Source organism: Kitasatospora sp. DSM 101779, assembly GCF_025655475.1.
Taxonomy (GTDB): Bacteria; Actinomycetota; Actinomycetes; order Streptomycetales; family Streptomycetaceae; genus Kitasatospora.
Window position 1 is genome coordinate 6900336 of record NZ_JAHTIK010000001.1, and the last position, 25996, is coordinate 6926331.

The following is a 25996-nucleotide window of genomic DNA, read 5'->3' on the forward strand; positions in this document are numbered from 1 at the left end:
CCCCCGCCGCCGTCGAGCCCGCCGCCTCCGAGCCCGCCTCCGAGCCCGGCTCGGAGGCCGACGACCGGCCGGCCCCCCGTCCGCCCCGCACCCCGCCAGGGGTGTTCCCGTTCCTGTCGCCCGAGCCGGAGCCCCGCGCCGCCCCCATGCCCGACCCGACCGCCGTCGGCATCGACGGCCAGGCCCCGGACGGGGTCGACCAGGATGAGCCGGAGCACCGCCGGTCCAGGAAGCCGATGGTGTTCGCCGCCGTCGCCGTCGGCGCGCTGCTGCTGGGCCTGCCGTTCGTGCTGCCCGGCAGCGGCTCGAAGACCCGCAGCGCCGCGGCCGACCGGCCGCCCGCCGGGGTCAGCGGGCTCGGCGACCCGCTGCCCACCCCGGGCCCGGACGATCCGACCGCCGTCGCGGTGCCGGTCGACGCGGCGCCGCTCCCCAGCGGCTCGGCCTCGCCGACCGACGGTGCGGGCGGGGCCGGCGGTGCGAACGGCACGGCCGGCCTGACCACCGGTGCGACCGGCTCGCAGAACCGCCAGGGCACCACCGGTGGCACCTCCGGTGGTGGGACCACCGGCTCCACTTCCGGCGGGGCGGCCACCGGCGGCTCCACCTCCGGCGGCGGCGCCCCGGTTGTCCCCTTGCCGAACAAGAGCGCCCCCGCAGCGCCGACCTTCACCGCCGTCGCCGGAACCGGCTGCACCAACGCGGGCATCGGCTACGACCAGAACGGCTGGTACACCGCGGGCAGCAGCGGCTGGACCACCAACACGACCGGCGGGTACTCCGGTTCGGGCTGCAGCGGCACGTACGTGTCGGTGCCGATGTCCGGCAGCGCGAGCAAGGACGCCGGCAAGTCGGTGCTGTGGGCGTTCACCACCAACCCGGTCCCCTCCGGCCACTGCAAGATCTCGGTGTACATCCCGAACAACGGCGACGTGAAGGCCGTCGGCGGCAAGCCCGCCTACTACACCGTGCAGCGGTACTTCACCACCGGCGAGGGCACCATCAGCGCGTTCACCATCGACCAGACCGCCAACCGCGGCAGGTGGGTCAACGCCGGAACCTTCCCTGTCACCAACGGGAAGATCGCCGTGATGCTGCACGACCGCGGCATCGACTTCGGCTCCGGTGCCGAAAAGGCCCACCACGCCGCCTCCGCCGTCCGGGCCGACTGCTCCTGACGGTGCGTCAGTACATGACGGTCCGTCGGCTTGCGCAGTGCCGCCCAGCCCGCCCAGCCCACCCAGGAAGAGGAGAGCCCACGCCATGTCGCGCCACGTGCTGACGGTGTGCCCGGAACAGCGGGACGGCCGCTACCGCACGATCGGCGAGGCACTGGCGGAGGCCCGCAGCGGCGCGGTGATCTCGGTCCGGCCCGGCCGGTACGAGGAGAACCTGGTGATCAGCAAGCTGGTCACCGTCACCGCCGCCGAGGGCCGTGGCACCGTCCGGATCACCGCGCGGCGCGGCTGCGTGGTCCAGGTCACCGCCGAGGCGGTGCAGTTGACCGGCCTGATCCTGCAGGGCCAGGACGAGGAACTGCCCGCTGTCGACGTGCCACGCGGCCAGGCCGCCTTCCAGGACTGCGAGGTCGTCGGCAATTCCTGGACCGCCCTGCTCACCCGCGGCGACGGCTCGCTGGCGATGCGCGGCTGCCGGGTCACCAACCCGGCCGGCGCCGGCCTGGTGGAGACCTCCACCGGCAACAGCGTCATCGAGGACTGCGTCGTCGAACACCTCGGCAGCTCCGCCGTGGTCATCGGCGAACGTGCCGACCCGCTGCTGCGCAACTGCGTGCTGCGCGACGCCCGCGGCAACGGCGTCTGCGCCAACGGCAACGCCCGCGGAACCTTCGACGGCTGCGAGATCTCCGTCACCGACAAGCCCGGCATCGCCCTGGAGGAGAACAGCGCCACCCGGCTGCTGCGCACCGACGTCCGCGACACCACCGTCGGCATCTACGTCAGCTCCACCGCCCGGGTCGTGCTGGAGGACTGCACCGTCACCGGCACCTCCGGCCACGGCATCGCGCTCGCCGCCGGCACCGACCCCGAACTGCGCCGCTGCCGCACCGCCCGCACCGCCGGCCACGGCATCCACGTCACCGGCCGCTCCCGGGGCACCTTCGAGGACTGCGAGGTCGCCGCCGCCCAGGGCACCGGCATCTGGATCGGGGAATCCTCCGGCCCCACCCTGTTCCGCACCGTGGTCCGGGACTGCGGCGGCGAGGGCCTCGAGCTGACCGGCGACAGCGCCGCCGACCTGGACCGGCTGGAGGTCCGCGACGCCGCCGGCACCGGCGTGCTGATCACCGAGGGCGCCAACCCGCGGCTGCGCCGTGCCGCCGTGCACCGCGCCAAGGGCGACGGGGTGGCCGTCCTGCGGGACGGGCGCGGCCAGTTGGAGAAGTGCGAGGTGCTGGACGCCGGCCGCTCCGGCATCCGGATCGCCGATGGCGCCGACACCCGGATCGGCGACACCGCGGTGCGCGACGCGGCCGGCTCCGGCGTGCTGGTCGGCCGGGTCGGCACCGCCCACCTGCGGGACTGCGAGATCACCGGCTCCGGCGAGGACGGCATCACCGCCGAGGACGACTCCGACCTGAACTGCACCCGCGTACGCGCCATCGGCAACCGCCGCCACGGCCTCCGGCTCGGCCGAGGCGCCCGCGCCGTCCTCGTCCGGGTCGCCGCCGCCGAGAACACCGGCGACGGCGTCCGCACGGACTCCGCCGAGGCCGTCCGGCTCACCGGCTGCACGTTCTCCCGCAACAAGGGCTCCGGCCTGCGGCAGACCGTCCCCAGCGAGCGGCTCGCCCTGGAGGAACTGGTCAGCGAGGAGAACGGCCTGCCCGACGCGCACGGCACCGCCGCCGCCACCCAGTCGTCCGTCCCGGCCGCCCCCTCGGCCGGGACGGACCCCGCCCCCGGCGACCTGACCACCGCCGCCTCCGAGCCGGCCGCGCCCGCCCAGCCCGCGGCCCCGCCCGGCCCGTTGGAGGTGCTGGAGTCGCTGGTCGGCCTGGCCGAGGTCAAGGAGCAGGTCGCCACCCTGGTCAACCTCAACAAGCTGGCCCGGCGCCGCGAACTCGCCGGCATGCCCGCCCTCCCGATGAGCCGTCATCTGGTCTTCGCCGGGCCGCCCGGCACCGGCAAGACCACCGTCGCCCGGCTCTACGGCAGCATCCTGGCCGAACTCGGCGTGCTGGCCGGCGGCCAGCTGGTCGAGACCGCCCGCGCCGACCTGGTCGCCTCCGTCATCGGCGGAACCGCTCTGAAGACCACCGAGGTGTTCCGCTCCGCGCTCGGCGGCGTCCTGTTCGTCGACGAGGCGTACACCCTCTCGGCCGGCTCCGGCGGCAGCGGCCCCGACTTCGGCCGGGAGGCGATCGACACCCTGGTGAAACTGATGGAGGACCACCGCGATGAGATCGTCGTCATCGTGGCCGGCTACTCCACCGAGATGACCGACTTCCTGGCATCCAACCCCGGCCTCGCCTCTCGGTTCAGCCGCACCGTCGAGTTCGCCAACTACTCCGACGAGGATCTCGTCACCATCGTCGAACGCGCCGCCGCGAGCCACGGCTACACCCTCGCCGACGGCACCCGGGAGGCCCTGCGCACCCTGTTCGAGCGGCTCCCCAAGGGCGAGGACTTCGGCAACGGCCGGGCCGCCCGCAAGGTCTTCGAGGAGATGGTGGACCGGCAGGCCACCCGCCTCGCCACCTGCCCCGAGATCTCCGACGAGGAGCTGGCCCGGCTGCTCGCCGAGGACGTCACCCCCGCCGGGCCCGACCCCTCCGCGCGCAGGGACGGCACCGAGCTGCTCGCCGAACTCCGCGCCATGGTCGGCCTCCCCGCCGCCAAGGAGCAGGTCGAGGACCTGGTCGACCTGCTCCGGCAGACCCGTCGCCGCGAGGAGGCCGGCCTGCCCACCGCCAGGATCGGCCACCACCTGGTCTTCGCCGGCCCGCCCGGCACCGGCAAGACCACCGTCGCCCGGCTCTACGGCCAACTCCTGGCCGAGCTCGGCGTGCTGCCCACCGGCCAACTGGTCGAGACCGCCCGCGCCGACCTGGTCGGCCGCTACATCGGCCACACCGCCCAGCTCACCAAGGAGGCCTTCGACCGGGCCCGCGGCGGCGTCCTGTTCATCGACGAGGCGTACACCCTCACCCCGCGCAACGGCGGCGGCAACGACTTCGGCCAGGAAGCCGTCGACACCCTGATGAAACTGATGGAGGACCACCGCGACGAGGTCGTGGTCATCGTCGCCGGATACGAGGACGAGATGCGGCGCTTCCTCGCATCCAACCCCGGCCTCGCCTCCCGCTTCTCCCGGCAGATCGAGTTCGGCCACTACACCGACGAGGAACTCGTCACCATCGTCGGCCGCCACGCCGAGCAGGCCGGGTACACCTGCGCCCCCGAGACCGTCGCCGCCCTCGCCCACCACTTCGCCGGCGTCCCCCGCGACCGCACCTTCGGCAACGGCCGCTACGCCCGCCAGACCCTCGAAGGCATGATCACCCGCCAGGCCCGCCGCCTCGGCCGCCTCGACATCGCCGACGTCTCCGAACTCAGTCTCCTCCTCCCGCAGGACTTCGCCGACACCCGTCCCTGCAACTCCGCGTGAACGCACGGCCCCACAACGCCGCATCCGACTCGCAGCCCGGGCCGGTGTGCCCGTCCCGGCCCGGGCCGGCGCTCGCGTTGGCGTGACGTTGGCGCGACGTTAGGGCGGCCCGCGACGGTGGACGGCAGAAGTGGCGGGCCATGCGCGACGGCCCGCCCGATGCCGACGATTGTTGCGAAGGGCTCTACCGCCGTGGCCACCGACGCTACTGCTCACCTGAAGAACACCCTCCCGGCCACCGGGCCGACCGAGGGAGCGACAGCCGTACAACCCGACACCACCCCGGGGACCGCACCGACCGCGGACGCCCCCGGCGCCGCCTGCGCGCCGCGACGTCCCACCCTCGACCAGCAGACCCTGGCCGAGCTGTACCGCCTGCACGGCGGCTACCTGCTGCGCGCCATGCTGCGCGCCACCAGCGGCGACCGGGGCAAGGCCGAGGACATCGTCCAGGAGACCCTGCTGCGCGCCTGGCAGAACCCGGACGCGATCCGCCGCGGCCCCGAGCACAGCCGCCCGTGGCTGTTCACCGTGGCCCGCCGGATCGCCATCGACCACTTCCGGATGCAGTCCGCCCGCGCGCAGGAGGTCGCGGGGGAGACCCCCGAGTGCCACACCGGCGCCCACGACCCCTACGACGAGCTGTTGGACGCCCGCGACATGGCCGTCGCGCTCGCCGAACTGCCGCCCCACCACCGCGACGTCCTGGTCGAACTCCACATGAAGGGCCGCTCGATGGCCGAGGCCGCCGCCGTCCTCGGCGTCCCCGTCGGCACCGTCAAGTCCCGCAGCTTCTACGCCGTCCGGGCCCTGCGCCCCATCCTCGAGGCCCGCGGTCTCGCCTCCGCCGACCACTGACACCCCCCGAGCACCGGGACCCCCACGCCCGCCCGGAACCCTTCCCTGCTCTCCGGGCCGGTCCGGCGGTCGGCACGGGGAGGTGAGTCATGGAGGACCGCCTCCCGGGCGGCCCGGGAGGTCGGCGTGACGGCTCGTGGGGGGCGTCGTGGCTCGTCCCGGTGAAGCGTGGGTGGGGGATGCGGCAGGTCGCCGGTCGGTCGGACGGGTGGGCCCGGCCCGCGAGGACGGTGGATGCGTCGCGCTACGGACGGTCCCGCCGTCCGGCGAGTGTGCGAGGCACCGCGCCCGGGCGGGAGGTTTGGCGGGCCGCCCGGGGAATCTGTATGGTTCGTCGCGAATCATCCAGAGGGGTGGAGGGACCGGCCCTACGAAGCCCCGGCAACTCCCCGGTCGAACCGGCGTCCGAAGTACGCGCCGCGCCGCCCGGGATCAGTGCCAACTCCGGCCTGCCGCCACTGTGGCGCGGGTAAAGATGAGGAGACACGGTGCTCTCTGTGCTGTCCTTCGTCCGGGCGCTTCCCACCCCGGCCTCTCCGCGTACCCGTCCCGTTCCCGGCGCAGGCTGTCGGCCGACTTCTCCGGCCTGTCCTCGCTGACCATTCCCGCTCCCCGCACGGAGCGTCCGTGAGTGCAGCCCGCCCGCTGCTCACGGGATTCGAGACGGAGTACCCACCCATGGAAAACACGAGCGGCGTCGGCGTGCTCGACAAGGTCACCTCGATCCTCGGCACCCTGGAGGCCGGCCCCGCCACCCTGGCCGGACTCGTGGCCGCCACCGGCCTGCCGCGGCCCACCGCCCACCGGCTCGCCGTCGCACTCGAACAGCACCGGCTGGTCGCCAGGGACCTGCAGGGCCGGTTCGCCCTCGGTCCCCGGCTCACCGAGCTCTCGGCAGCCGTCGGCGAGGACCGCCTGCTGTCCGCGGCCGGCCCGGTCCTGACCCACCTGCGCGACACCACCGGCGAGAGCGCCCAGGTCTACCGCCGGCAGGGCGAGGTGCGGATCTGCGTGGCCGCCGCCGAGCGCCTCTCCGGCCTGCGCGACACCGTTCCGGTGGGAATCACCCTCCCCATGAAGGTCGGCTCCGCCGCCCAGATCCTGCTCGCCTGGGAGGAACCCGAGCGGCTCCACCGCGGCCTGCAGGGCGCCGGATTCACCGCCACCGCCCTCAGCGGCGTACGGCGCCGAGGTTGGGCCCAGTCCATCGGCGAGCGCGAGCCCGGGGTCGCCTCCGTGTCCGCGCCCGTCCGGGGCCCGTCCGGACGGGTGGTGGCCGCAGTCTCGGTCTCCGGCCCGGTCGAACGGCTCACACGCCACCCCGGCGCCCGCCTCTCCCAGTCCGTCGTCGAGGCGGCCGGCCGCCTCACCGAAGCGCTGCGCCACCCCTGACGGACTCGCCCGGCCGGTCGGTCTCCTGCAGCACGCCGCCGCGCCGTGCCCGGGGACGCCCGCCTGCCGGCAGCCGGTTCCGGCGGGTACGCGCGGTGGCTGACTGTCCGTGAGATCGCTAGCGTGAGCGGGTGGATCAGGACGAACAGTTGCTGCACGCCTCCTCGTTCGGTGCGGCGGCCGCCGCCTACGCCGAGCACCGTCCGGACTATGCGCAGGCCGCGGTGCGCTGGGCGCTCGAACCGGCGCCCGGCCCGCGGGTGCTCGACCTCGGTGCCGGGACGGGCAAGCTGACCGCGGGGCTGGTCGCGCTGGGGGCCGAGGTCGTCGCGGTCGAGCCCGACCCGGCGATGCTGGCCGAGCTGCGCCGCTCGCTGCCGGACGTCCGCGCCCTGCGGGGCAACGCCGAGGCGATTCCGCTGCCGGACGGCTCCGTCGATGCCGTGCTGGCCGGCAACGCCATGCACTGGTTCGACATGGCCGCGGCGGGACCGGAGATCGCCAGGGTCCTCGCGCCGGGCGGTGTCCTGGCCGGTCTGTGGAACGTGGTGGACGACCGGGTCGCCTGGGTCGCCGGGCTGGCGCGGGTCGGCGGGAGCGCCGCCATCGGCCCACGTGACACGCCCGCAGCCTGGCGGGCCGAGACGGCCGGCATGCACCTCCCGGGGACCGGCGGGGCCGCCCGGTTCGGTTCGCCGGAGCAGGCGGAGTTCGTGCACGGGCAGAGGCGCACCGCCGACTCCCTCGTCGCGGCGCTCGCGACCCGCGCGGGGGTGCTGGTCATGCCGGAGCGGGAGCGGGAGTCCTTGCTGGGCCGGATCCGCGCATTCCTCGCGAACGAGCCGGAGACCGCCGGCGGCGAGTTCACCCTGCCGATGCAGACCGGTGTGCTGCGCGTCCACCGGCTGTGAGGTTCCACGCCGACACCCGGTCCGCGGCGCGGCCGCGCGCAACCGGGGTGTCGCGCATGGCCGCATCCGGCTCCCCGCCCGGGTGTCCCGTGGCAGCATGCATCGGTGAGGATATCTGACTGAACACGGACAACGGGGTGGGGCTTCCATGGACACGCGACTTCGGCGCGGAGCCGGACCGCGGAGGTGGGCGGCGCTGATGGCGGTGCTGTGCGGGATCACCGGCGCGGGCACGGTCGGCGCGACCCCGGCGGCCGCGGCCGACCGGCGGCACGCGATCTACGCCGTCGCGCACCGCGTCGACACCCTCGACGGTGTGGACGCCGCGCTCGACCACGGCGCCAACGCCGTCGAGATCGACGTCTGCGCCTGGTGGAACCCGAACGAATGGCGCGCGTACCGCGACTGCTCCTCGGCCGGCGACGCCCGGCTGGGCCTCGGCTTCGACGGCCTGATCGACCGCATCCTCGCCAACACCCGCTCGGGGCGCCGGCCGGTCCTGGTCTGGCTGGACATCAAGGACCCCAACTACGGCGGGGAGCGGCAGAACCGCTGGTGCAGCGTCGCCGGACTGCGCGACAAGGCGCAGCGGCTGACGGCTGCCGGCATCCAGGTGCTCTACGGCTTCTACGAGTACCACGGCCGCAGCACACCGGACGCCGGCGGCCGGGGCTGGAAGAGCCTGGAGGGCAGGCTCGGCCCGCTGGAGGGCATGACGACGACCGGGACCCGCGATCAGGTCCGCGCCGCCGGCGACCGGTCCGGCTCCGCGACCCCGGCCGGTCACCGGGCGATGGACTACGGCGACAGCGACCTCACCAAGGGGTGCGGCCACTGCACGGAGGCCACGTCCAACACGTGCGCCGAACTGAGGAAGGGCGCCGGGGACCGTGCCGCCGGGCGGCTCGCGGCGACGCTGTCGTGGACGACCACCTACAACGATCCCTGGTACGTCGACAAGCTGTTGGGCGACGCCCAGGTGGACGGCATCGTCGCGGGCTACGGTGCCTTCACCGGGGTGCCCGAGTACGGCAACGGCTGGCAGTGCGCCAACGCCGTCAACCTCGTCCGGGACCAGGTGAACCGCCACGGCGCCACCCATCGGATGGCCGTCGCCGGTGACGGCCTGTTCAGGTAGCGGGCGGGCCGGATCCGGGCACAGGCCCTCTCTTTCGGATCTCGTCGGGCACGCCCAGCCGGGCGCCCACCGCCGCGCGCTGCTCCGACAAGATCCGAAAGAGAGGGCCCAGCCGTGCGTGGCCGATCGGTTCGCCCCGGTCGCGGCCGACGCGGTACGGTCGCCTGTCATGCACAGAGCCCGCCGCGCGGCCGGGCCGCACCGGTGACGGTCGGTCGGAGCGTGCGGGTGCGGGCGACGATCACGCCCGGCCGACGGGGCGCCACCGGAGTCGACGTTCACCCGGTGGTGCCCCGCGCCGAGACGGCGGCCGGGGGAAAGACGGGGGAGATGGACGTCGAGGAGACCGAGAGCCTGCACGCGGCGGGGCCGATCCGCTCGGCCGGGCAGGGCCGTTACGTGGTGCAGGCACCGCTCGGCGAGGGCGGCATGGCGTCGGTGTACCGCGCCTACGACACGGTGCTGGGACGCACCGTCGCGGTGAAGACGCTGCACGCGGACCTGGCCCGCGACCCTTCCTTCCGCGAGCGCTTCCGCCGTGAGGCCCAGGCGGTCGCGGCGCTCAACCACGTCAACATCGTGGCCGTGCACGACAGCGGCGAGGACACCGGGCCCGCCGGCGTGGTGCCGTACATCGTCATGGAGTACGTCCAGGGCCGATCGGTCCGCGAACTCGTCCGCGAGGCCGCCGCCGGCCGCCCCGGCGGCACCCTCCCGCTGGACCGCGCGCTGGCCGTGACCGCGGCGGTGCTGGACGCCCTGGAGTGCAGCCACCGACAGGGTCTGATCCACCGGGACATCAAGCCCGCCAACGTGATGACGACGGACGACGGCACGGTCAAGGTGATGGACTTCGGCATCGCCCGTGCGCTGCAGTCCGACGCCACCGCGATGACCCGGACGGGCACCGTGCTCGGCACGCCCCAGTACCTCTCGCCGGAGCAGGCGCAGGGCAGGACCGCGGACGCCCGCTCCGACCTCTACTCGGTCGGTTGCATGCTCTTCGAACTGGTCACCGGCACGCTGCCGTTCGACGGCGAGTCGGCGATGAGCGTCCTCTACCAGCACGTGCAGCAGCCGCCGCCGGTGCCGTCCTCGATCAATCCGTCACTGCCGCCGGCGATCGACGCCGTCGTGGCCCGCGCCCTCAGCAAGGACCCCGCGGGACGCCACCGGAGCGCCCGGGCCATGGCCGAGGACATCCGTCGGGCCGCCGCAGGAGATGCACCGACCCGCCCGCTGCACTCCGCTCCCACGGTCACGGCCGAACACGTCCACGCCGAACACGTCCACGCCGAACACGTCCACGCCGAACACGTCCACGCCGAACACGCCGAGTCGGACGATGCCGAGGCAGGGCGCGTCGATTCGGGCGACACCGGGGCGGGCGCAGGTCCGGGCCGGCCGTTCGCGGCGTTCACCGGCGCCGGGGGAGGAGACACGGCCGAATCCCTCGCCGAGGCCGTACGGTACGTCACGATCAGGCAGCAGGCGCAGCGGCAGACCCTGCGCAGCGCGAGGATCGTCGCCTGGGCCGCGGTGCCCGTCGTCGCCCTGGTGTGGGCCGTGAGCACGTTCGCCGCACCCGACCTGTTCGGGGCCGCCGTCCACACCCCCGATCCGCGGGCGACCGGCCCGTACCTCTCGTGCGATCCGGTGGCCACCGGGGGCGACGCCTTCAACCCGCCCTCGTTCTCGGGCATGTCGCCCGCCGAGGCGCGGACCTGTGCGGAGATCGCCGGACTGAAGATCGATCAGAAGAGCACCACCGGAGCCAAGTACAACAAGGACACCGTCACGCGTCAGGAGCCGGGGATCTCGCAGTCGGTCAAGCGGGGCAGCACCGTCACCGTCTGGGTGTCGCAGGGCGGCGATCCCCGGGCCAAGGGCGACCTCGCCAACTGCGAGGTCGAGGAGCAGCACGGCAAGGTCCCCACCCCCTGGCTCAAGGGCAGGACCCTGAACGCCGCCCGGACCTGCGCGGACATCGCCCACCTCACCCTGGTGGAGGCCGGGAAGGTCCAGGACCGGCTGACACCGGCGGGCCAGGTGGCACGCCAGGAGCCGGGATCGGAGGACACCGCCGTCGGCAGCACCGTCAAGGTGTGGATCTCCACCGGGGGTGACCCCCGGGCCGTCGGCGACCTCGCCGGCTGCGACAGTGCGACCGGTGACCAGCCCGAAGCGCCGGCCCTCGAGCACATGACGGTGGCGAACGCCCGCACCTGCGCGGACATCGGCCACTTCAAGCTGCAGGAGCAGAGCGTGCCGGACACGGTCTGGCCGAGCGGCGAGGTCGTCAGGCAGGAGCCGAGGAGCTACAGCCGGATCGATCCCGGCAGCACCATCGGCATCTGGGTCTCGTCCGGCGCACCCTGACTGGAGCCCCATCGCCGCCGCGGGGCCGGCCGGCTGACCGGTCGTCCGCCAGGAGGGCACCGGATTCCGAGGGCGCGACGGTCCGTGCCGCGCGCCCTCGGCGTCGGCCGTGAACAACCGCTGTCCGGTCACCGGCGCACGGTGATGGACAACCGGAGTGCACAACACTCCGGACTTCTCCGACCTGTTGCGACTGATCGACGATCGATCGACCGCCTTCCGTGCCGCGGTCGCGGCCGCGGCCAGCCTCGACGTGCAGGTGCCGGCCTGCCCCCGAGTGGACGCTGTTCGACCTGGCCCAGCTCCTCGGCGAGGGTCGTCGCGCCTGGGCCGCCACCACCGCCGCGGGGCCCGACGCCACGGCGAAGGCCGTCCCGCGGAGCGAGCCGAACGCACCCCCGGGAGCGGGAGGCGCTGCCGGCCTGGTCGGCCGCATCGACGCAGGGGCTGCTGGCGCCCTGCCAGAGGCCGGCCCGGATCGCGGCTGCTCGACGTGGTGGGGCACGTCGCAGTCGCCGCAGACCTGTGCGGCCGCCGCCCGGCGCCGGCTCCACGAGATCGCGGTGCACACCTACGACGCCCAGCTCGCCGTGGGCGCCCCGCAGCAGCTGCCGCAGGAGCTGGCACGACGACGGAGGCCTGGCCGCACGAGCGGGCCGTCGTGGACTTCCACGCCGCCGAGGGCCGCTCCCGGCGTCAGTGGCTCTCCGTCGACGGGCGCCCTGGTCTCCGGCATGCCCGCACCCGGTTCGTCCACCACCGCGAACGCCACTGCCGCCGACGAGGACGCGGAGGCGATCGGCGCCTCCCTCCAGGGAACGGCCCACGAGCCGGTCCTCGCCCTCCACGGCCGTATGCCGCCGAATGCCCTGAAGCTCGACGGCGATCGAGGCGTCTTCGACCAGCTCGTGGACTGGCACCCGGAGCGGTAGGGGTGCGCTGACGCGTCACCCGGCCGGTCCTCCCGGACAGCATGGATCCGGCCGGCTCACCACGCCCGGGATGGTGCTGCCGGTACCCGGCCTCCGGGTCGACGCCGCCGAGGAGCGGGGGCCGCAGACCGCTGCCGCCGACGCGTGGGGTCAGGTGTCCATCAGCGGGTCGGGGTTGGCGAGTGCGGTCCGGCGTGCCGGTCGGAGGTCCGGTTCGGCCGTGCCGTCGGAGGCCGGCAGGGGGAGGTCGGCCCAGACGGTCTTGCCGTCGCCGACCGGGGTGCAGCCCCAGTCGGCGGCGATCCGGTCCACGACGACCAGGCCGTGGCCGTGCGGTGTCGCGGGCCGGTGCGGCTCCACGCGGCGTGGCGGGGTGGGGTCCGGGTCGGTGACGGCGACGCGCAGCCGCCCGGGCGTGAGCTGCAGGTGCAGGGCGAGGGGCCGGCCCGCGTGCTGGCAGGCGTTGGCCAGCAGTTCGGCCGCCACCAGGACGGCGTCGGCGGCCGCCGCGCCGGCAGCGGTGGTCAGATGCCAGTCCGCGACGGCGGCCCGGGTGAAGGCAAGACCCTCGCTCACGTACCCCGGCTCGCCGCCGGGCAGGAAGTCCAACCGGCGCCGGTCCGGAACCGAGGGATACGAGACAGAGCACATGACGCTTCCCGGTCGATGGCCGAAGGGTCTCCGACCGGGCGCCTTCCCCGTTCCGGGCCGTCTACGCGCTGGAGGCGGCCGGTTCCTCGCCGTGCCGGGCGGCGTGCTCGGCCGTTGCGTAGACGGGGAACAGCCCGGCGGTCTCGGTCACCTCCAGCACCCGGCGCGCCCCGGCGCTCGGCGCCACCAGGACGGTGGGCACCGTCCGGTCCGCCGCCGCCGTCCGGGCGCGCAGCAGTGCGTTCAGTCCGCCGGAGGCCAGGAGCTCCACCCCGCTCAGGTCGACCACGAGGACCTCCGGGAGCTCACCGAGCGCCGTGTCGAGCGCCAGCTGCGCTTCGGCGGCGGTGCCCTCGTGCAGGTCTCCGGCGAGCACGCACACCGCCGCCCGGCCGACGCGCCTCGTACTGCTCTTCAGCTCGCTCGACACGGCGGTGCGCCTTCCTGTGGAAGCGGCCCGGCCGTCCCGTGACGGTCCAGGGCGGCTCGGACGCCGGTGCGGACGGTGAGGACGCGGTCGGTACCCGTGATCTGCGGCAGCCGTCCGGCCCGGGCGGGCGGTGCGGCGATCACGAGCTCGATGCCCGCGGCCTGCACGAAGAGGCGGGCCCCCGGCTGGGCGTCGAGGGCGCCCTTCTCGCCGCTGTCCCGGCGGTCCACTGCGGTGCGGGCCGGCTCGTTGGATGCGGCGAGCCCGGTGGGGGCGGCTGCCGGCAGGGAGTCCTGGCCGGAGGTCGTGCAGTCGCCGGTCATCGGTGCCCTCCCTGTGCGACGGGGGATCCGTTCGGCGGGCTGGTTGAGGGTCTCTCGTGGTGCTGCCGGGCGCCGGAACGGGTGTCCCGGCCGTCTTCGGCGCCGGTGGGCGGCGAGAGGCCGGCGAACAGCTCCAGGAAGCCGGCGATCTCGTGGCCGGCCTCGACGGGATGGCGGAAGTGCATGTCGCGTGTGACGCGGTAGTGGTTGCGGCGGCCGTGCCGGGTGCGGGTCAGGTAACCGGCGCTGTCCAGGTCGGTGATGATCGCCTGTACGGCCCGCTCCGTCACTCCGCACGCGGCCGCGAGATCCCGTACGCGCACCTGCGGGTCGCGCGAGATGAGTAGCAGCACCCGGGCGTGGTGGGTGAGGAACGTCCAGCTCGTGCGGGGCTCGTGCTCGTCTGCCACAACAGAAGTATGAACCCGAATGCCGGTTTTGTCATGCCTGTTTTGTCCTACCTGAATCGTTAATCAGTCGATTCCCGCGGCCGGGTCGGCCGCACCACGCCGTCGTCGGCGGTCACGGAACGCAGTGCGGCATCCGTGTCGCGGAGAGGTGCGGCCGGGCTTCACCCGGCCGGCCGTGCGCCCTGCCGTCCGGTCGAGTGGCACGTCCGGCATGCCGAGCGGCGGTGATTGTGCGCCCACGATCAGGACGAGATAACGGGAGCATGGCGCACACTGTCGAGAACGCGGACGTCGAGATCAAGGTCACCGTGTCGGGCGAGGCGACCGAGGCCGCCTGCGAGACGCTGGAGCTGGACCCCGACGACGGCAAGCACCGCACCGTCCACTTCTGGGACCGCCCGCGCCACGGCAACGGTGGAGTCGAGTTGCCGCTGCTCGACGGCGGACTGGTGATCCGGCTGCGGAAGGCCAAGAAGTCGGACAAGGACGATCTGACGGTGAAACTCCGTCCCTGCGACCTCGACCGGCTCCCCGCCGGCTGGCGCGTGCCGCAGGAGCAGGGGGCGTGGGAGTTCAAGATCGAGGAGGACTGGACCGGCCGCAACCGCGTCTGGGCCGCCTCGCTGAAGGCGGACGGGGACTACCGCAGGCCGTCCGCCGACGACGGACACGCGGGCCAGCCCGAACTGACCGACGAGCAGCGCGACCTGCTCGACCGCTCCGGCTACGGCTGTGACCGGCTGAAGGACCTGGTCGCGCTCGGCCCGATCGACTCCGTCCAGTGGAAGCCCTCACTCCGGGACCTGATCCACCCGGTCACCGCCGAACTCTGGACGGTCGCCGACCAGGGACTCCGCTTTCTCGAACTCTCCGTCCGCACGGGCCCCGCAGAGGCCTCCGCCGCACAGGCACTCCTCCACCGGACACTGCAGGACCGGGGCCTCGGCGTCCTCGACCGCCAGGAGTCCAAGACCCGCACCGCCATGACCGCGCTCGCCCGCACCCGGGCCGTCTCCCACTGAGCGGGGGCGCGACGAGCCGCCCGTCGGCCCCGCGCACGGCGGGCCTACGGCCGCGTACGGCCGTCACTGCCTCGCCAGGTCGCCGGAGAACGCGCCGACGCTGAGATGGAGGCTGCCGTCGGCGTTGCGCGTGTAGACCTGCTCGTGCGGATCGGCTGCGCAGCCGGTGAGGATGCTCAGCGGGCGGGTCTTGAGGACCAGGCGGTCGGTGCCGACGGAGATCAGGTTCGCGACGGAATCGCAGTAGCGGGTGCCGGCACCGGTGTTGTTGCGGATGGTGCCGACCGGCTCTCCCTGCCGGCCCTGGGCGAGGGTGATGGTGAAGTCCGCCCGGACGTCGTTCTGTGGGCTGGTGAGCGGACCCTGCCAGGTGCCGAGCAGGGCGGTGGGTACCGCGCCGGCGGGCGTCTGCGAGGCCGGTCCGCCCGAGGACGGCGACGCGGAGGCGGGTGCCGGCGCGGACGGGACGGAGGAGACGGTGGGGCGGTCGCCGACCGCCGGCTGTCCGGCGCCGGAGACGTGGTTCCGGTGACCGGAGAAGAGGTGGACGGCCGTACCGGCCACCACGGCGGCCGTTGCGGCGGCCGTCGCGGCGACGACGAGAGCGGTACGGCCGCGACGGGAACGGATCTCCGTGGGCGGAGAGTCGACCGGCGTGACGATTCCGGCCGGTGGGGAGGCCGCGGCCGTCACCCTGGGCGGGTGGGCCGGTGGCGGCGGCGGTACGGCCGTGGCTCCCGGCACCGTCGGACCGTGGTGTCCCGGGTCCGGCAGCCGGCTGGCGGGCCGGAGGGGTGGCGGGGCGAGGCCGTCCGGGTGTCCGCCCGGCGCGGCCGCGGCGTCGAGGTCGAGGTCGAGCAGCTCGACCGCGAGGCGCGCCAGTGAGCCGGCGATCTCGGACGGCAGCCAGCCACGCTCCGTCAGCCGGTCCGCCGCCGCGCTGTCGCCGGCCGCCAGCCGCTCACCGATCCGGGCCGGGGTCGGCCGCTCCGCGGGGTTCTTGGCGAGGCAGGCGGACACGAGGTCCCGCAGCTCGGGGTCGGCCGTGTCGAGCCCGCCGAGGTCGGGTTCCTCGTGCAGGACGCGGTAGAGCAGGACGGGTGTGCTCACGCCCGCGCCGAACGGCGGGACGCCGGTGGCGGCGTACGCCAGCACCGCGCCCAGCGAGAAGACGTCCGAGGCCGGGTCTACCGTCCGCCCCTCGGCCTGCTCCGGCGAGAGGTAGCCGGGACTCCCGATCACGAAACCCGATCGGGTGAGCGGGGTCGTGGCCTCCAGCGCCCGGCTGATGCCGAAGTCGATCAGCCGCGGCCCGTCCAGGGCCAGCAGGACGTTCGAGGGCTTGACGTCCCGGTGGACGAGGCCGAGGCCGTGCACGGCCTTCAGCGCCTCGGCCAGTCCGATCCCGAGCGAGCGGACGGCCGCGGACGGCAACGGACCGAACTCGCGGACGGCCGACCCCAGTGGCGGTCCGGCGACGTAGCCGGTGGCCACCCAGGGGTGGTCGCTCTCGGTGTCGGCGTCCAGCACCGGCGCGGTCCATCGACCGCCGACCCGCCGGGCCGCCGCCACCTCCTGCCGGAACCGCAGCCGGAACTCCTGGTCGGCCGCGTAGGGCGGGTGCACCATCTTCACCGCCACCGTGCGTCCGCCTGCGGTCCGCCCCAGGAAGACCTGTCCCATCCCGCCCGCGCCGAGCCGGCGGACCAGACGGTAGTCGCCCACCTGCCGAGGGTCCGCGGACCCGAGTGCCTCCACGCCGCCGATCCTCTCGCCGTCCCACGTCCCGTCCTTCACGCCAGACGGTAGCGGTCACAGTGACGGTTCCGGTCCGGTGATCGGGAAAGCCGTCGGTGCGTGAGGTCGGCCGGCGGTTCCACCGAGCGCAGAGCCCGGCGGGGTCGGTGGCCCGCCGGGCTCAGGGCGTCAGGCCGTGGTCGGCCGACGGTCGACCACCGTGCGGAGCTTGCCGCTCGTCGGGGTGCGGTCGAAGGCGGTGGTGGGGACTGTTTCGACGGTGCAGGTGAGCAGGCCCTCGGCGGTGGCGGAGGCGAGTTCGGGGACGGCGGTCAGGAAGGCGGTGAGTGCGGGCTCCGGGTCCGGGGCGTAGCGCTCGTCGAGGCGGACGGTGACGTGTTCGCGGGTGGCGTCGGCGTCCACCAGCAGTTGCAGTTCGCCGCGGTAGCCGAGGTGTTCCTCCGCCACGGACATGAGGCGGCGGACGTTGAGGAAGTAGGTGCCCACCCGGACGACGTCGCCGTACCGGCCGAGGAGTTCGATCCGGGGGGTGTGGCTGCCGCAGGGGCAGGGGCCGTCGACACTGCGGCCGAGGTCGCCGATCTGGTACCGCTCCAGGCGCTGGCCGGCCCGGGTGCGGGTGGTGAAGACCAGGCGGCCCGGCTGCCCGGCGGGGGCCGGCCGGTCGGCCTCCGGGTCGAGGATCTCGAGGGTGTGCAGCTCGGTCAGGACGTGGTGGACGGACCCCTCGGCGTGCGTGCACTGGTAGCCGAGCGGGCCGAGGTCGGTGCTGCCGTACGCCGCCGAGCGGATCACCTCGACGCCGAACTCCTCGGTGAGCACCCGGCGCTGTTCGGTGGTGAAGTGCTCGCCGCCGTAGAACACCTTGCGGATCCCGCCGTACCTGCGCAGCACCTCGCCCTGGTCGTGGAAGAGCTGCCAGAGGTAGGAGGGCATGCCGAACACCGTGTCCGCCCGGTGCGCGACGAGCGCCTCGGCGGTGGCGGCGTGGTCGGGGCCGGCCCCGATCGGGAGCTGGGTGGCGTTGAGCCGCTCCAGGATGGAGAAGAAGCTGATGAAGCTGCCGTACATCCCGCCGCAGTAGAAGAGGTTGGCGGCGCGGTCGCGGGCCGGGTCGAAGCCGGCGGCGAGCAGGCCGTGCGCACTGGCCCGCATCTGGGTGTCGTAGTCGGCGTTGGTGAACACCGACAGCGCCGGTGCCCCGGTGCTGCCGCCACTGCGGAAGTACAGCTGGGCGTGGTCGGGGGCCAGGGTGCGCAACTGCTCCTGCACCCCTGACTTGTCGAGCAGCGGCCCGTGCGGCGCGGCGGGGACGACCTCCGGTCCGGCGAGGTCGTCGAGGCAGGCGGTGGTGGCGAAGGACGCGTCGGCGCGGACGGCGACGCGGCGGCTGTAGCGCTGGAGTGCGTAGACGCCGTCGTGGGGTTCGCCGTGGTAGCTGTCGAGCATCCCGCCGACCGGGGTGACCCGCAGGACGCCGGCGGCGAGCACGGCCTGCGCGAGCCGGGCGGTGTCGGCACGGTCGGCGCCGATCGCGGCGGTCTGCAGGTAGCGGCGCATCGGTCGCAGCACGGCCATGACGGAGGTCCGGGGCAGCGGCTTGACCCAGACGGACCGGTGGAGCGGCGAGGCGGCGAGGGCCGGGCGGGTGTCGGCGAGGACGCGCCAGGAGCCGTCCTCGGCGGCGAGGACCCTGGTGAGGCCCAGGTGCTCCTCCAGCCGGGCGAGCAGTTCGGCGGTGGTGATCTCGGCGTGCTCGGCCGGGTCGAGGACGGGCCGCGGCAGTCCGGCCGAGGCGGCGGCGAGACGGTCCGCGAAGCGGTCGGCGAAGGCGAGGACCTCGGCCGCGTCCTCGGTGTCGAGGTAGATCACCTGAGGGCTGGAGCAGGCCTGCTGTTCGAGGCGGCAGACGTCGGCGGCGAGCGCGTCGAGGGTGCCGGCGTCCGACCAGGCGTCGCGGGTCAGGTAGGCGAAGGAGATCCGGTGGCCCCATTCGACCAGCCGGCAGCCGGGCGGTACCAGGTCGGCGACCGCGCGGACGGCCTCCTCGCCGCCCCAGACCGCCACCGTGTCGGCGGGTTCGCAGAGCAGGCGCAGCCAGTCGGTGCGGCCGGAGGGGAACTGCAGCACGACCGTGCGCCGGGCGACCGCGCCGGTCGGGTCGGCGGCGGCGAGTTCGGCGAGCAGGTGCTGGGCGAGCAGGGTGTCGCTGCTGCTGGTCTTCAGCACGTTGAGGTTGCCCGTGAGCAGGCCCTCGACCACGCTCAGCGGGGCCACCGCGGCGGCGTTGCCGGGGGCGATGTGGACCAGCAGGCCGACGGGTGCCCATGCCTCGAAGACGGTCTCCCGCGCGTCGGGGCGGGTGAGCCGTCCGGGGCGCAGTCCACCGAGTTCGCGGCGGAGTTTGCGTTCCAGGGCGGGCCGGTCGATCGCCGCGGCGATCTCGGCGAGCAGGGCCTCGGCCTCGTCGGCGTCGACACCGTCGGCGGCGAGGTCGGCGAGCAGGCAGGTCCGGACGGGGCCGCCCGGCGCGAGGAGGGCGTCGGCGAGGCGGGCGCAGGCGTTCAGCACCAGCTCGGTGGGCAGCGGTTCGGCGAGCACCCGTGCGGCCAGTGCGGGCAGGTCGGCGAGCCGCCGGGCGGCCTCCTCGTCGTCGACGAAGGCGCCCTGCCAGTAGTGCGGTCCGGTGGTCACGACATTCCCTTCAGGAGTTCGGCGGCGGCGGCCGCGCAGGTGCGGTTGCGGCTGATCCCGGCGCGGCCGTGGACGGTGAACCACGGGGTGGCGAGCGGGCAGGGGCACTCCTGCGCGGGGTGCAGCGAGGCCATGTCGCCCATGACGACGCTCTGCGCGGGCACCGAGGTGATGTACGGCGAGACCAGGTGGAGGAAGCCGGGCTCGCCGTACGGCAGCGGCTCCAGGGTGCGGGTGTCGCGGACGGCCGCCCGCGACCAGACCGGGACGTGCAGCCGGTGGTGCCCGCACTCGATGTAGGGCACACAGTGCTCGACCGAGCCGAAGGTGTCCCGGATCCGGTCGGACGGGATGCCCAACTGCTCGGTGACGGCGGCGTAGAACTCGTCCTTGCCGATCTGCCGGTCGGTGTGGCCCTTCCAGCCGCCGCCGAGCAGCACCAGGGAGTCGGCGGGCAGCTGCAGCGGCGGCAGGCCGAGGGCGCGCATCCGCTCCAGGGTGAAGTGCAGGAAGGCGGGGAAGCCGAGGATCCGCACCGGCAGTCCTTCGTCGGCGTACCGCTGCAGCGCCGCGATGCAGCCGTGGACGTCGAACTCGTGGCCGCTGCCGGTGTGCCGCAGTGCGTGGGCGGTGCGGTTCGCGGGGGCGAAGTCGCACAGGTAGTTGTCGGTGAAGGAGGTGCCGAGCTTCAGCTGCGGCGCCGGTTCGTAGCTGTACAGCAGGTAGTTGACGGGCCGGTCGGGTGTGGTCCAGCCGTAGTGGTCGAAGATCCGGGCGACCATGCGCTGGGCGGAGCGGATCGTCCAGGTGTCGAAGAACATCTGCGACTTCTGGCCGGTGGTGCCGGAGGAGGTGAGGTGCAGGAACACCTCCTCCCGCGGGATCGACAGCACCTCGTGCCGCTTGAAGAAGTTGGCGTGCACCAGCGGTGTGCGGATGTCCGCGCCGACGGTCGGGGCCGGGGTCTCGGCCGGGCCGTCCAGCAGGGAGCGGAGGAACGGGGAGCGCTGAGCGTGCCAGGCGTTGGTCTCCGCCATGGCGGCGGCGAACAGCGCGTCGGCCGCCGGCCCGGTGGTGTACGGGTCGGCGAGGTCGCAGAGTTGCTGCAGGTGCGGGAGTGCGGCGGGGTCGGGGACCTCGACCGGCGCGAGATGGGCGCAGGCAGCAGGGGCGTCGGCGGGACGGACGGTCACGGGGCAACCTCGGGAAGGGTCAGGTAGGTCGAGGTCCAGGCGGTCAGGTAGGCGTCCAGGTACGGCCGGAGCGGCGGGCCGGCGGCCGTGGCCCTGAAGTCGATCTGACGGCTGGTCCGGGAGAGCACCACGTAGTCGTGGTACCGGTCGCCGATCCGGCGCATCGCCGGGTAGACGGCGCTCGGGATGAATCCGGCGGCGAGGAAGGCGTCCAGGGCGGCGGTGTCGGCCAGCGGCAGCAGCGTCTCGACGTAGTCGGCGCCCGCGCGGGTGACGGCAGCCATCAGCGGCTCCAGCGCCCCCGCGACGGCCGCCGGGGACGGGTGGACGGCGACCAGCGAGCAGCTCGCCGCGACCGGGTCCAGGTCGGCGTACGCCTCGAAGGCGCCGTCGGGCGGGGTGAGCACGGCGTTCGGGAGGTGCAGCGGGAAGTAGCGCGCCCCCGGGTCGGGGAAGAGCTCCAGGAACCGGCGGCGGACGAAGCCGGGCGCGGTGATCAGCTCCATCGGCGCGGTCACCGGGGCACCGGGCCCGGTCGGGCGGGCCGGCGCCTGCGCCGGGTGCGGGCGGCCGTGGTCGAGGCCGGTGCTCCGCCGGGCCGCCTCCAGCAGCGGCAGCAGGGCGGCGGGGACGGTCCCGACGGCCTCACGCCGTGCCAGGACGCCGTCGGCGTGCCGGGCGAACAGTGCGAGGCTCTCGCTGCCGGCCACCTCCACGGCGTTCGGCAGCAGGCCGAGGGCCCGGAAGCCGTGGCGGACAAAGACCTGCTGCGGGCCCGGGGTGACCACCCGGACGGTCGCGTAGACGGAGTCCAGCGCGCCGCTCGCGAAGGCGTCCGCGCACACCGCGGCGGTCAGCCGTCCGGCCAGCCCGCCGCCCCGGTGCTCCGGGTGGACGGCCAGGCCCACCAGTTTGCCGATCCGGCTGCCCGGGTCGGTCTGCACCGCCACCGATCCGGCGAGCCGGCCGCTGTCCTGACGTGCCGTCAGCCAGTGGGTGTGCGGGTCGGAGATCAGCCGGCGCATCTCCGCGGGGTCGCTGCCGAGCGCGACCGGGTAGCCGTGCCCGTAGACGTCGAAGTAGAGCTGGCGCAGCTGGGCGACGTCCTGCGGGGCTGCGGGGGAGATCGTGGCGGTCATCGCGCGTCCCCGATCGGCCGGGGGCCCGAGGACCGCTCCCGGTGGCCCGTCCACCACAGCGCGGTGGCGACCGGCAGCACACCGACGGCCTGGACGAGGCAGAGCGTTCGCGGCGAGAGGTGGTCGCCGAGTGCACCGAAGAGCAGCGAGGACACCGGCAGCACGGCCCCGAGCAGGGCCTGCATCACCGCGAAGAACCCGGCACGGTCCTCGGCCGGCACGGTCCGCTGGAACAGTGCCACGAACCGTACGCCGATCACGCCCACGCACCAACCGGCGACCGCCATCGCCGTGAGCGCGGTGGCCCGGCCGGCGGCCAGGCCGGGCAGGGCGAGGGCGGCGGCCATCAGGCCGAGGCAGCCCGCCCCGATCGCGGTGGGCGTGCCGGGGAGGCGGCCGCCGGTGGCCGAGCCCGCGAGGGTGCCGAGGCCGAGGGCCGCCTCCAGGGCGGCGACGGTCGTGCCGTCGGCGTGCAGCACGCCGCGGGTGTACAGCGGCATCACCACGAAGACGGCCGTGGTGAAGAGGTTGGCCGCGGTGAAGCAGAGCAGCACCCGCCGGACGAAGGGCAGATCCGCCAGGACGCGGCGCAGCGGCCGCCGTTCGGCGCCCATGCCGCCGTCCGCCGCCGGGGTGGCGGGGAACCGGGTCGCGCCGATCAGCGCGGCCGCGAGCAGGTAGGCCCCGGCGCACCCGACGACCACGCCGGCCAGCCCCGCGGCGTCGACCACCAGTGGACCGAGCAGGCCGCCGGCCAGCCCGGCCAGCGACTGGGTGGCGAGTTCGAAGCCGGTCGCGGTCTCCAGGTCGGCGTCCTCGACCAGGTCGGGGACGGCGGTGGTCAGACAGGGGTCGAAGACCGCCTGGCAGCCGGCGAGCAGCAGCGCGGCGCCGTAGGCCAGGGCGGTCGGCGGGGTCGCGGCGTACGTCCAGCCGGCGGTGCCGAGGGCGACCAGGCCGGCGAGGGCGGCCGCGGCGCCGAGCACCGTGCGGTGCGGGCAGCGGGCGACGATCGCGGCGACCAGCGGCACCAGCGCCACCGCGGGCAGGGTGCTGACGGCGAGGAAGGCGCCGGAGGCGAGACCGCGGTCGGAGCCGCCGGCGTAGCCGACCAGCCACCAGACTGCGCCGACCTGGAACATCCGCCCGGCGGCCTGGGTGAGCACCTGGGCGGCCCAGACGGCGCCGAAGCGCGGGTTGCGCAGGACGAGCGGCAGGCGGCGGCCGGTCGTGGTGTGCCCGGCCGTCCCGGAGGCGGTCATGAGTGCGGCCGTTCGTCGAGGACGCGGAGCAGCTTGCCCGTCCGGGTGTTGACGGCGAGTTCGTGGTGGCGCACCAGGTCGACGGAGAGCGGGTGGACGTGGCCGGCGGCGACCGCCTCGGGGTAGAGCGGGCGGGCGGTGTGCAGGGCCCGCTCGACGGCCGCTGCCGTCTCCCGGAGTTCGTCGGGGCCGTGGCAGGCGAGGCGCAGCACCAGGCCGTCCCGGCCGTTCCAGCGGCGCACCACCAGTTGCACCCCGGTCACCCGGCCGGCGGTGTCGGCGGCCCGGACGAGGTCGAGCACGTCCTCGGTGTACAGCGAGACCGGGCCGACCCGGACGCCCTCCTGGGCGCGGCCGAGGATGCGGAAGCGGCCGGTGGCGGCGTCCGTCCACTCGGCGCGGTCCCCGACGGGGTAGCGCAGCACGGGCATCAGTCGGCGCCGCAGGTCGGTCACCACGACCCGGCCGGGCACGCCCTCGCCGGTGACCGGCTCGCCGGTGTGCTCGTCCAGGATCTCGACCACCGTCTCGGGGGCGAACACCTGGTGCACCCGGGTGTCGGGGCCCGGGACGGGGCGGCCGAGCAGCCCGGCGTCCACGGCGGCGTAACCGACGGACGACACCCGGGCGTGCGGGAAGGCCTTGGCGAGCAGTGGCTGCTGGTCCTGGAAGAGGCCCTCGCCGCCGAACAACAGCAGCTCCACGTGCGGCAGTTGACGTCCGTCGGCGACCAGGTGGTCGGCCAGTGCGCACAGCGTCGTCGGGGTGCCGGCCACCACCTGGGCCTCGAACTGCTCCAGCGTCCGGACGGTGGAGGCGAGCGGTGCCGCCCCGCCGATCGGCAGCCGGACGTTGGCGACGGGGGAGTGCTGCAGCGCGTCGAGGAGGAAGGTGTGACTCGCGTACAGGTCGCCGGCGTAGAAGAGGTCGGCGACCCGGTGGCCCGGGCGCAGGCCGGCGTCGACCAGCCCGGTGCCGAAGGAGGTGGTGAACTCCCGCCACTCCTCCCGGGAGTAGAACGAGAACTTCGGGGCGCCGGTGGTGCCGCCGCTCTTGAAGACCACCGCCTCCGTCAGGGGGCCGGTCAGCAGCCGGTTGCCGCGGGGCGTGTTCGCCCGCCAGAACTCGGCCTGCGGGACGACCGGGAGGTCGGTCAACCGCTCCGTCCGGTCGGGCAGTCCGGCGTACAGCTCCGCGTAGAAGGGCGAATTGCGGCGGGCGAAGCGAATGAGTTCCGCTGATGGGTGAACGGGCATCGATTCCTGCTCTGGGGCATGCGTGGGCGGAACGGATCGCGGGGGTGGTGCGATCCCGTCCCGGAGGATCGGGTGCGACGGATTCCGGTCGGCAGTCCGCAAAGGCCGGATGGGTGCGGATCGTCAGATAGTTGACGTGAAGTAAGGAGCACGCGGCTTCTCGCTCGATGAAACAGAGGCTAGCACCTTCACTCGCCTGCGGATTCCAGTCGCAAGGCCTTCCGAAAGGCTGGTTGACGGTGGAATCTGAGCCCCGGTCAGCGGTTATTCGGGTACGTCTGAACGGGGTGGTGAGATACGTCTCAGAGGGGCACTTCGCAGTTGAATGGGAAACATTTCAGGTGCGTCCGCCGGATTCCGGTGCGGATGCCGGAATTGCCACCCGCCGTTCGGCGGGGACGGCCTCCGCCGACCGGCGGGACCGCTGCGGAGCGACGAGTGGGAAGCCGCACCACGGCTGCCGTCCGGCTGGCAGGCTGTCCCGGAGGCGACACCGACCGAGAGGGCAGTGATGGGCATCAGTGGACGGCCGCGACCGGACGGCGGGGCCCCGCCCGCGCCGCCCCTCGACCCGGAGCTGCGGGCCGCGCTCGCCGCCGCCGGAGCGGCCGCACGGGAGCCGGTCACCCCGGAGAACCTCGCGGCCAGACAGTGGCGGGACGCCGCGGCACGGCCCCGGCCGACCCTCCGGCAGTTGCGGGCCGAGGGCCGGTTCGAGGTGACGGAGCTGACCGCACCGGGCGGCGACGGCGGCGCCGAGGTGCGGCTCGTCCTCGCCCGGCCCGCCGGAGTGCCCGGCCCGCTGCCGCTGTTCTACTACCTGCACGGCGGCGGCATGGTCATGGGCAACGCCTGGTCCGTGCTGCCGCGGCTGCTGCGCGAGCTGGTCCTGCCGCTGCAACTCGCCGTCGTCTCCGTCGACTACCGGCTCGCGCCGCAGACCCGCCACCCGGGACCGGTGGAGGACTGCTTCGCCGGGCTCGTCCACGCGGCCGGCCGGGCGGACGGACTCGGCCTCGACGCGGACCGCATCGTCCTCGGCGGCAAGAGCGCCGGCGGCGGGCTCGCCGCAGCCCTCGCCCTGCTGCTCCGCGACCGCGGCGGCCCCGCGCCGATCGGCCAGCTGCTGCTGAGCCCCATGCTCGACGACCGCGGCAGCACCTTCTCCAGCCACCAGATGTCCGGCACCGACACCTGGGACCGGACCTCCAACACCACCGCCTGGCGGGCACTGCTGGGCGACCGGTACGGCGCCGCCGACGTCCCGCCCTACGCGGCGCCGGCACGCGCCACCGACCTGTCGGCGCTGCCGCCGGCCTACATCGAGGTCGGCTCGGCCGAGACCTTCCGGGACGAGGCGGTGGCCTACGCCGACGCGATCTGGCGGGCCGGCGGCGCGGCCGAACTCCACGTGTGGCCCGGCGCCTGCCACGGCTTCGACACGCTCGCCCCACAGGCGGCCCTCAGCCGCGACGCCCGCGACGCCCGGTCCCGCTGGCTCCGCCGGGTCCTCGGCGACCGGCCGCCCGGTGCTGCCACCTGACGGCCGGCCGGAGACCTCGGGGCGACGGTCGGGCGCGGCCCGGGCCGTTCCGTGCCCGGGCCGCGTCCTGCCG

Annotated in this window: 20 protein-coding genes, 1 pseudogene and 1 riboswitch; of the genes and pseudogenes, 11 read left to right on the plus strand and 10 right to left on the minus strand. The window is 74.4% G+C overall.

The annotated features are described in order from the left end of the window. From KSNIM_RS31310 to KSNIM_RS31345, 9 genes and pseudogenes are all read left to right on the plus strand, one after another. Nucleotides 1-1178 (plus strand): hypothetical protein (locus KSNIM_RS31310; RefSeq protein WP_263106488.1); only part of this gene is annotated, 1178 nt, incomplete at its 5' end. 85 nt (nt 1179-1263) lie between these two features. Continuing rightward, nucleotides 1264-4632, plus strand: coding sequence for a right-handed parallel beta-helix repeat-containing protein (locus KSNIM_RS31315; protein WP_263106489.1), 3369 nt, complete (start codon nt 1264-1266; stop codon nt 4630-4632). A gap of 192 nt (nt 4633-4824) precedes the next feature. Continuing rightward, nucleotides 4825-5490, plus strand: a complete 666-nt coding sequence (locus KSNIM_RS31320; protein WP_263106490.1) for a sigma-70 family RNA polymerase sigma factor — start codon at nt 4825-4827, stop codon at nt 5488-5490. Between the two features lie 338 nt (nt 5491-5828). Continuing rightward, a riboswitch (SAM riboswitch) is annotated at nt 5829-5972 on the plus strand. 196 nt (nt 5973-6168) lie between these two features. Next, nucleotides 6169-6882 (plus strand): IclR family transcriptional regulator, encoded by a 714-nt coding sequence (locus KSNIM_RS31325; RefSeq protein ID WP_263106492.1) that lies wholly within the window; start codon nt 6169-6171, stop codon nt 6880-6882. Between the two features lie 131 nt (nt 6883-7013). Continuing rightward, nucleotides 7014-7793 carry a class I SAM-dependent methyltransferase gene (locus KSNIM_RS31330; RefSeq protein WP_263106493.1) on the plus strand — a complete coding sequence of 260 codons (780 nt, stop codon included), beginning with the start codon at nt 7014-7016 and terminating at the stop codon, nt 7791-7793. 148 nt (nt 7794-7941) lie between these two features. Next, nucleotides 7942-8931 (plus strand): phospholipase, encoded by a 990-nt coding sequence (locus KSNIM_RS31335; RefSeq protein ID WP_263106494.1) that lies wholly within the window; start codon nt 7942-7944, stop codon nt 8929-8931. Between the two features lie 330 nt (nt 8932-9261). Next, the gene (gene pknB, locus KSNIM_RS31340; protein WP_263106495.1) at nt 9262-11310 is read left to right on the plus strand and encodes a Stk1 family PASTA domain-containing Ser/Thr kinase; all 2049 of its coding nucleotides are present in this window, start codon (nt 9262-9264) and stop codon (nt 11308-11310) included. Nucleotides 11311-11531: 221 nt separating this feature from the next. After that, nucleotides 11532-11834, plus strand: a pseudogene (locus KSNIM_RS39495) (maleylpyruvate isomerase N-terminal domain-containing protein); the annotation flags it as partial. A gap of 39 nt (nt 11835-11873) precedes the next feature. Then, nucleotides 11874-12242, plus strand: coding sequence for a hypothetical protein (locus tag KSNIM_RS31345; RefSeq protein WP_263106496.1), 369 nt, complete (start codon nt 11874-11876; stop codon nt 12240-12242). Nucleotides 12243-12392: 150 nt separating this feature from the next. On the opposite strand, the gene KSNIM_RS31350 is transcribed toward KSNIM_RS31345, so the two are convergent. The 4 genes from KSNIM_RS31350 to KSNIM_RS31365 all read right to left on the minus strand — a co-directional run bounded on the left by KSNIM_RS31350 (nt 12393) and on the right by KSNIM_RS31365 (nt 14056). Further along, nucleotides 12393-12818, minus strand: a complete 426-nt coding sequence (locus KSNIM_RS31350; RefSeq protein WP_263106497.1) for an ATP-binding protein — start codon at nt 12816-12818, stop codon at nt 12393-12395. A gap of 136 nt (nt 12819-12954) precedes the next feature. Then, nucleotides 12955-13323, minus strand: coding sequence for an STAS domain-containing protein (locus tag KSNIM_RS31355; RefSeq protein WP_263106498.1), 369 nt, complete (start codon nt 13321-13323; stop codon nt 12955-12957). Further along, nucleotides 13308-13646: a hypothetical protein gene (locus KSNIM_RS31360; protein ID WP_263106499.1), complete on the minus strand. Its 339-nt coding sequence runs from the start codon at nt 13644-13646 to the stop codon at nt 13308-13310. The genes KSNIM_RS31355 and KSNIM_RS31360 overlap by 16 nt, the downstream gene beginning before the upstream one ends. Further along, complete coding sequence (locus KSNIM_RS31365) at nt 13643-14056, minus strand: helix-turn-helix transcriptional regulator (protein ID WP_263106500.1); 414 nt, start codon at nt 14054-14056, stop codon at nt 13643-13645. Before KSNIM_RS31365 ends, KSNIM_RS31360 begins: the two co-directional genes overlap by 4 nt. 263 nt (nt 14057-14319) lie before the next feature. On the opposite strand from KSNIM_RS31365, the gene KSNIM_RS31370 reads away from it, so the two are divergent. Next, nucleotides 14320-15078, plus strand: a complete 759-nt coding sequence (locus tag KSNIM_RS31370) for a hypothetical protein (protein ID WP_263106501.1) — start codon at nt 14320-14322, stop codon at nt 15076-15078. A 63-nt stretch (nt 15079-15141) separates the two neighbouring features. On the opposite strand, the gene KSNIM_RS31375 is transcribed toward KSNIM_RS31370, so the two are convergent. The 6 genes from KSNIM_RS31375 to KSNIM_RS31400 all read right to left on the minus strand — a co-directional run bounded on the left by KSNIM_RS31375 (nt 15142) and on the right by KSNIM_RS31400 (nt 24380). Then, nucleotides 15142-16803 (minus strand): serine/threonine-protein kinase, encoded by a 1662-nt coding sequence (locus KSNIM_RS31375; RefSeq protein ID WP_263106502.1) that lies wholly within the window; start codon nt 16801-16803, stop codon nt 15142-15144. 201 nt (nt 16804-17004) lie between these two features. Further along, entirely contained in the window at nt 17005-19530 is a 2526-nt protein-coding gene (locus KSNIM_RS31380; RefSeq protein WP_263106504.1) for an acyl-CoA reductase, read from the minus strand. Then, entirely contained in the window at nt 19527-20723 is a 1197-nt protein-coding gene (locus KSNIM_RS31385; RefSeq protein ID WP_263106505.1) for an acyl-protein synthase, read from the minus strand. The genes KSNIM_RS31380 and KSNIM_RS31385 overlap by 4 nt, the downstream gene beginning before the upstream one ends. Beyond that, nucleotides 20720-21862, minus strand: coding sequence for a GNAT family N-acetyltransferase (locus tag KSNIM_RS31390; RefSeq protein ID WP_263106506.1), 1143 nt, complete (start codon nt 21860-21862; stop codon nt 20720-20722). The genes KSNIM_RS31385 and KSNIM_RS31390 overlap by 4 nt, the downstream gene beginning before the upstream one ends. Continuing rightward, nucleotides 21859-23124 carry an MFS transporter gene (locus KSNIM_RS31395; protein ID WP_263106507.1) on the minus strand — a complete coding sequence of 422 codons (1266 nt, stop codon included), beginning with the start codon at nt 23122-23124 and terminating at the stop codon, nt 21859-21861. Before KSNIM_RS31395 ends, KSNIM_RS31390 begins: the two co-directional genes overlap by 4 nt. After that, complete coding sequence (locus tag KSNIM_RS31400; protein ID WP_263106508.1) at nt 23121-24380, minus strand: phenylacetate--CoA ligase family protein; 1260 nt, start codon at nt 24378-24380, stop codon at nt 23121-23123. The genes KSNIM_RS31395 and KSNIM_RS31400 overlap by 4 nt, the downstream gene beginning before the upstream one ends. A gap of 511 nt (nt 24381-24891) precedes the next feature. Here KSNIM_RS31400 and KSNIM_RS31405 point away from each other — a divergent pair. Beyond that, nucleotides 24892-25923, plus strand: coding sequence for an alpha/beta hydrolase (locus KSNIM_RS31405; protein ID WP_263106509.1), 1032 nt, complete (start codon nt 24892-24894; stop codon nt 25921-25923). Nucleotides 25924-25996 lie beyond the last annotated feature (73 nt).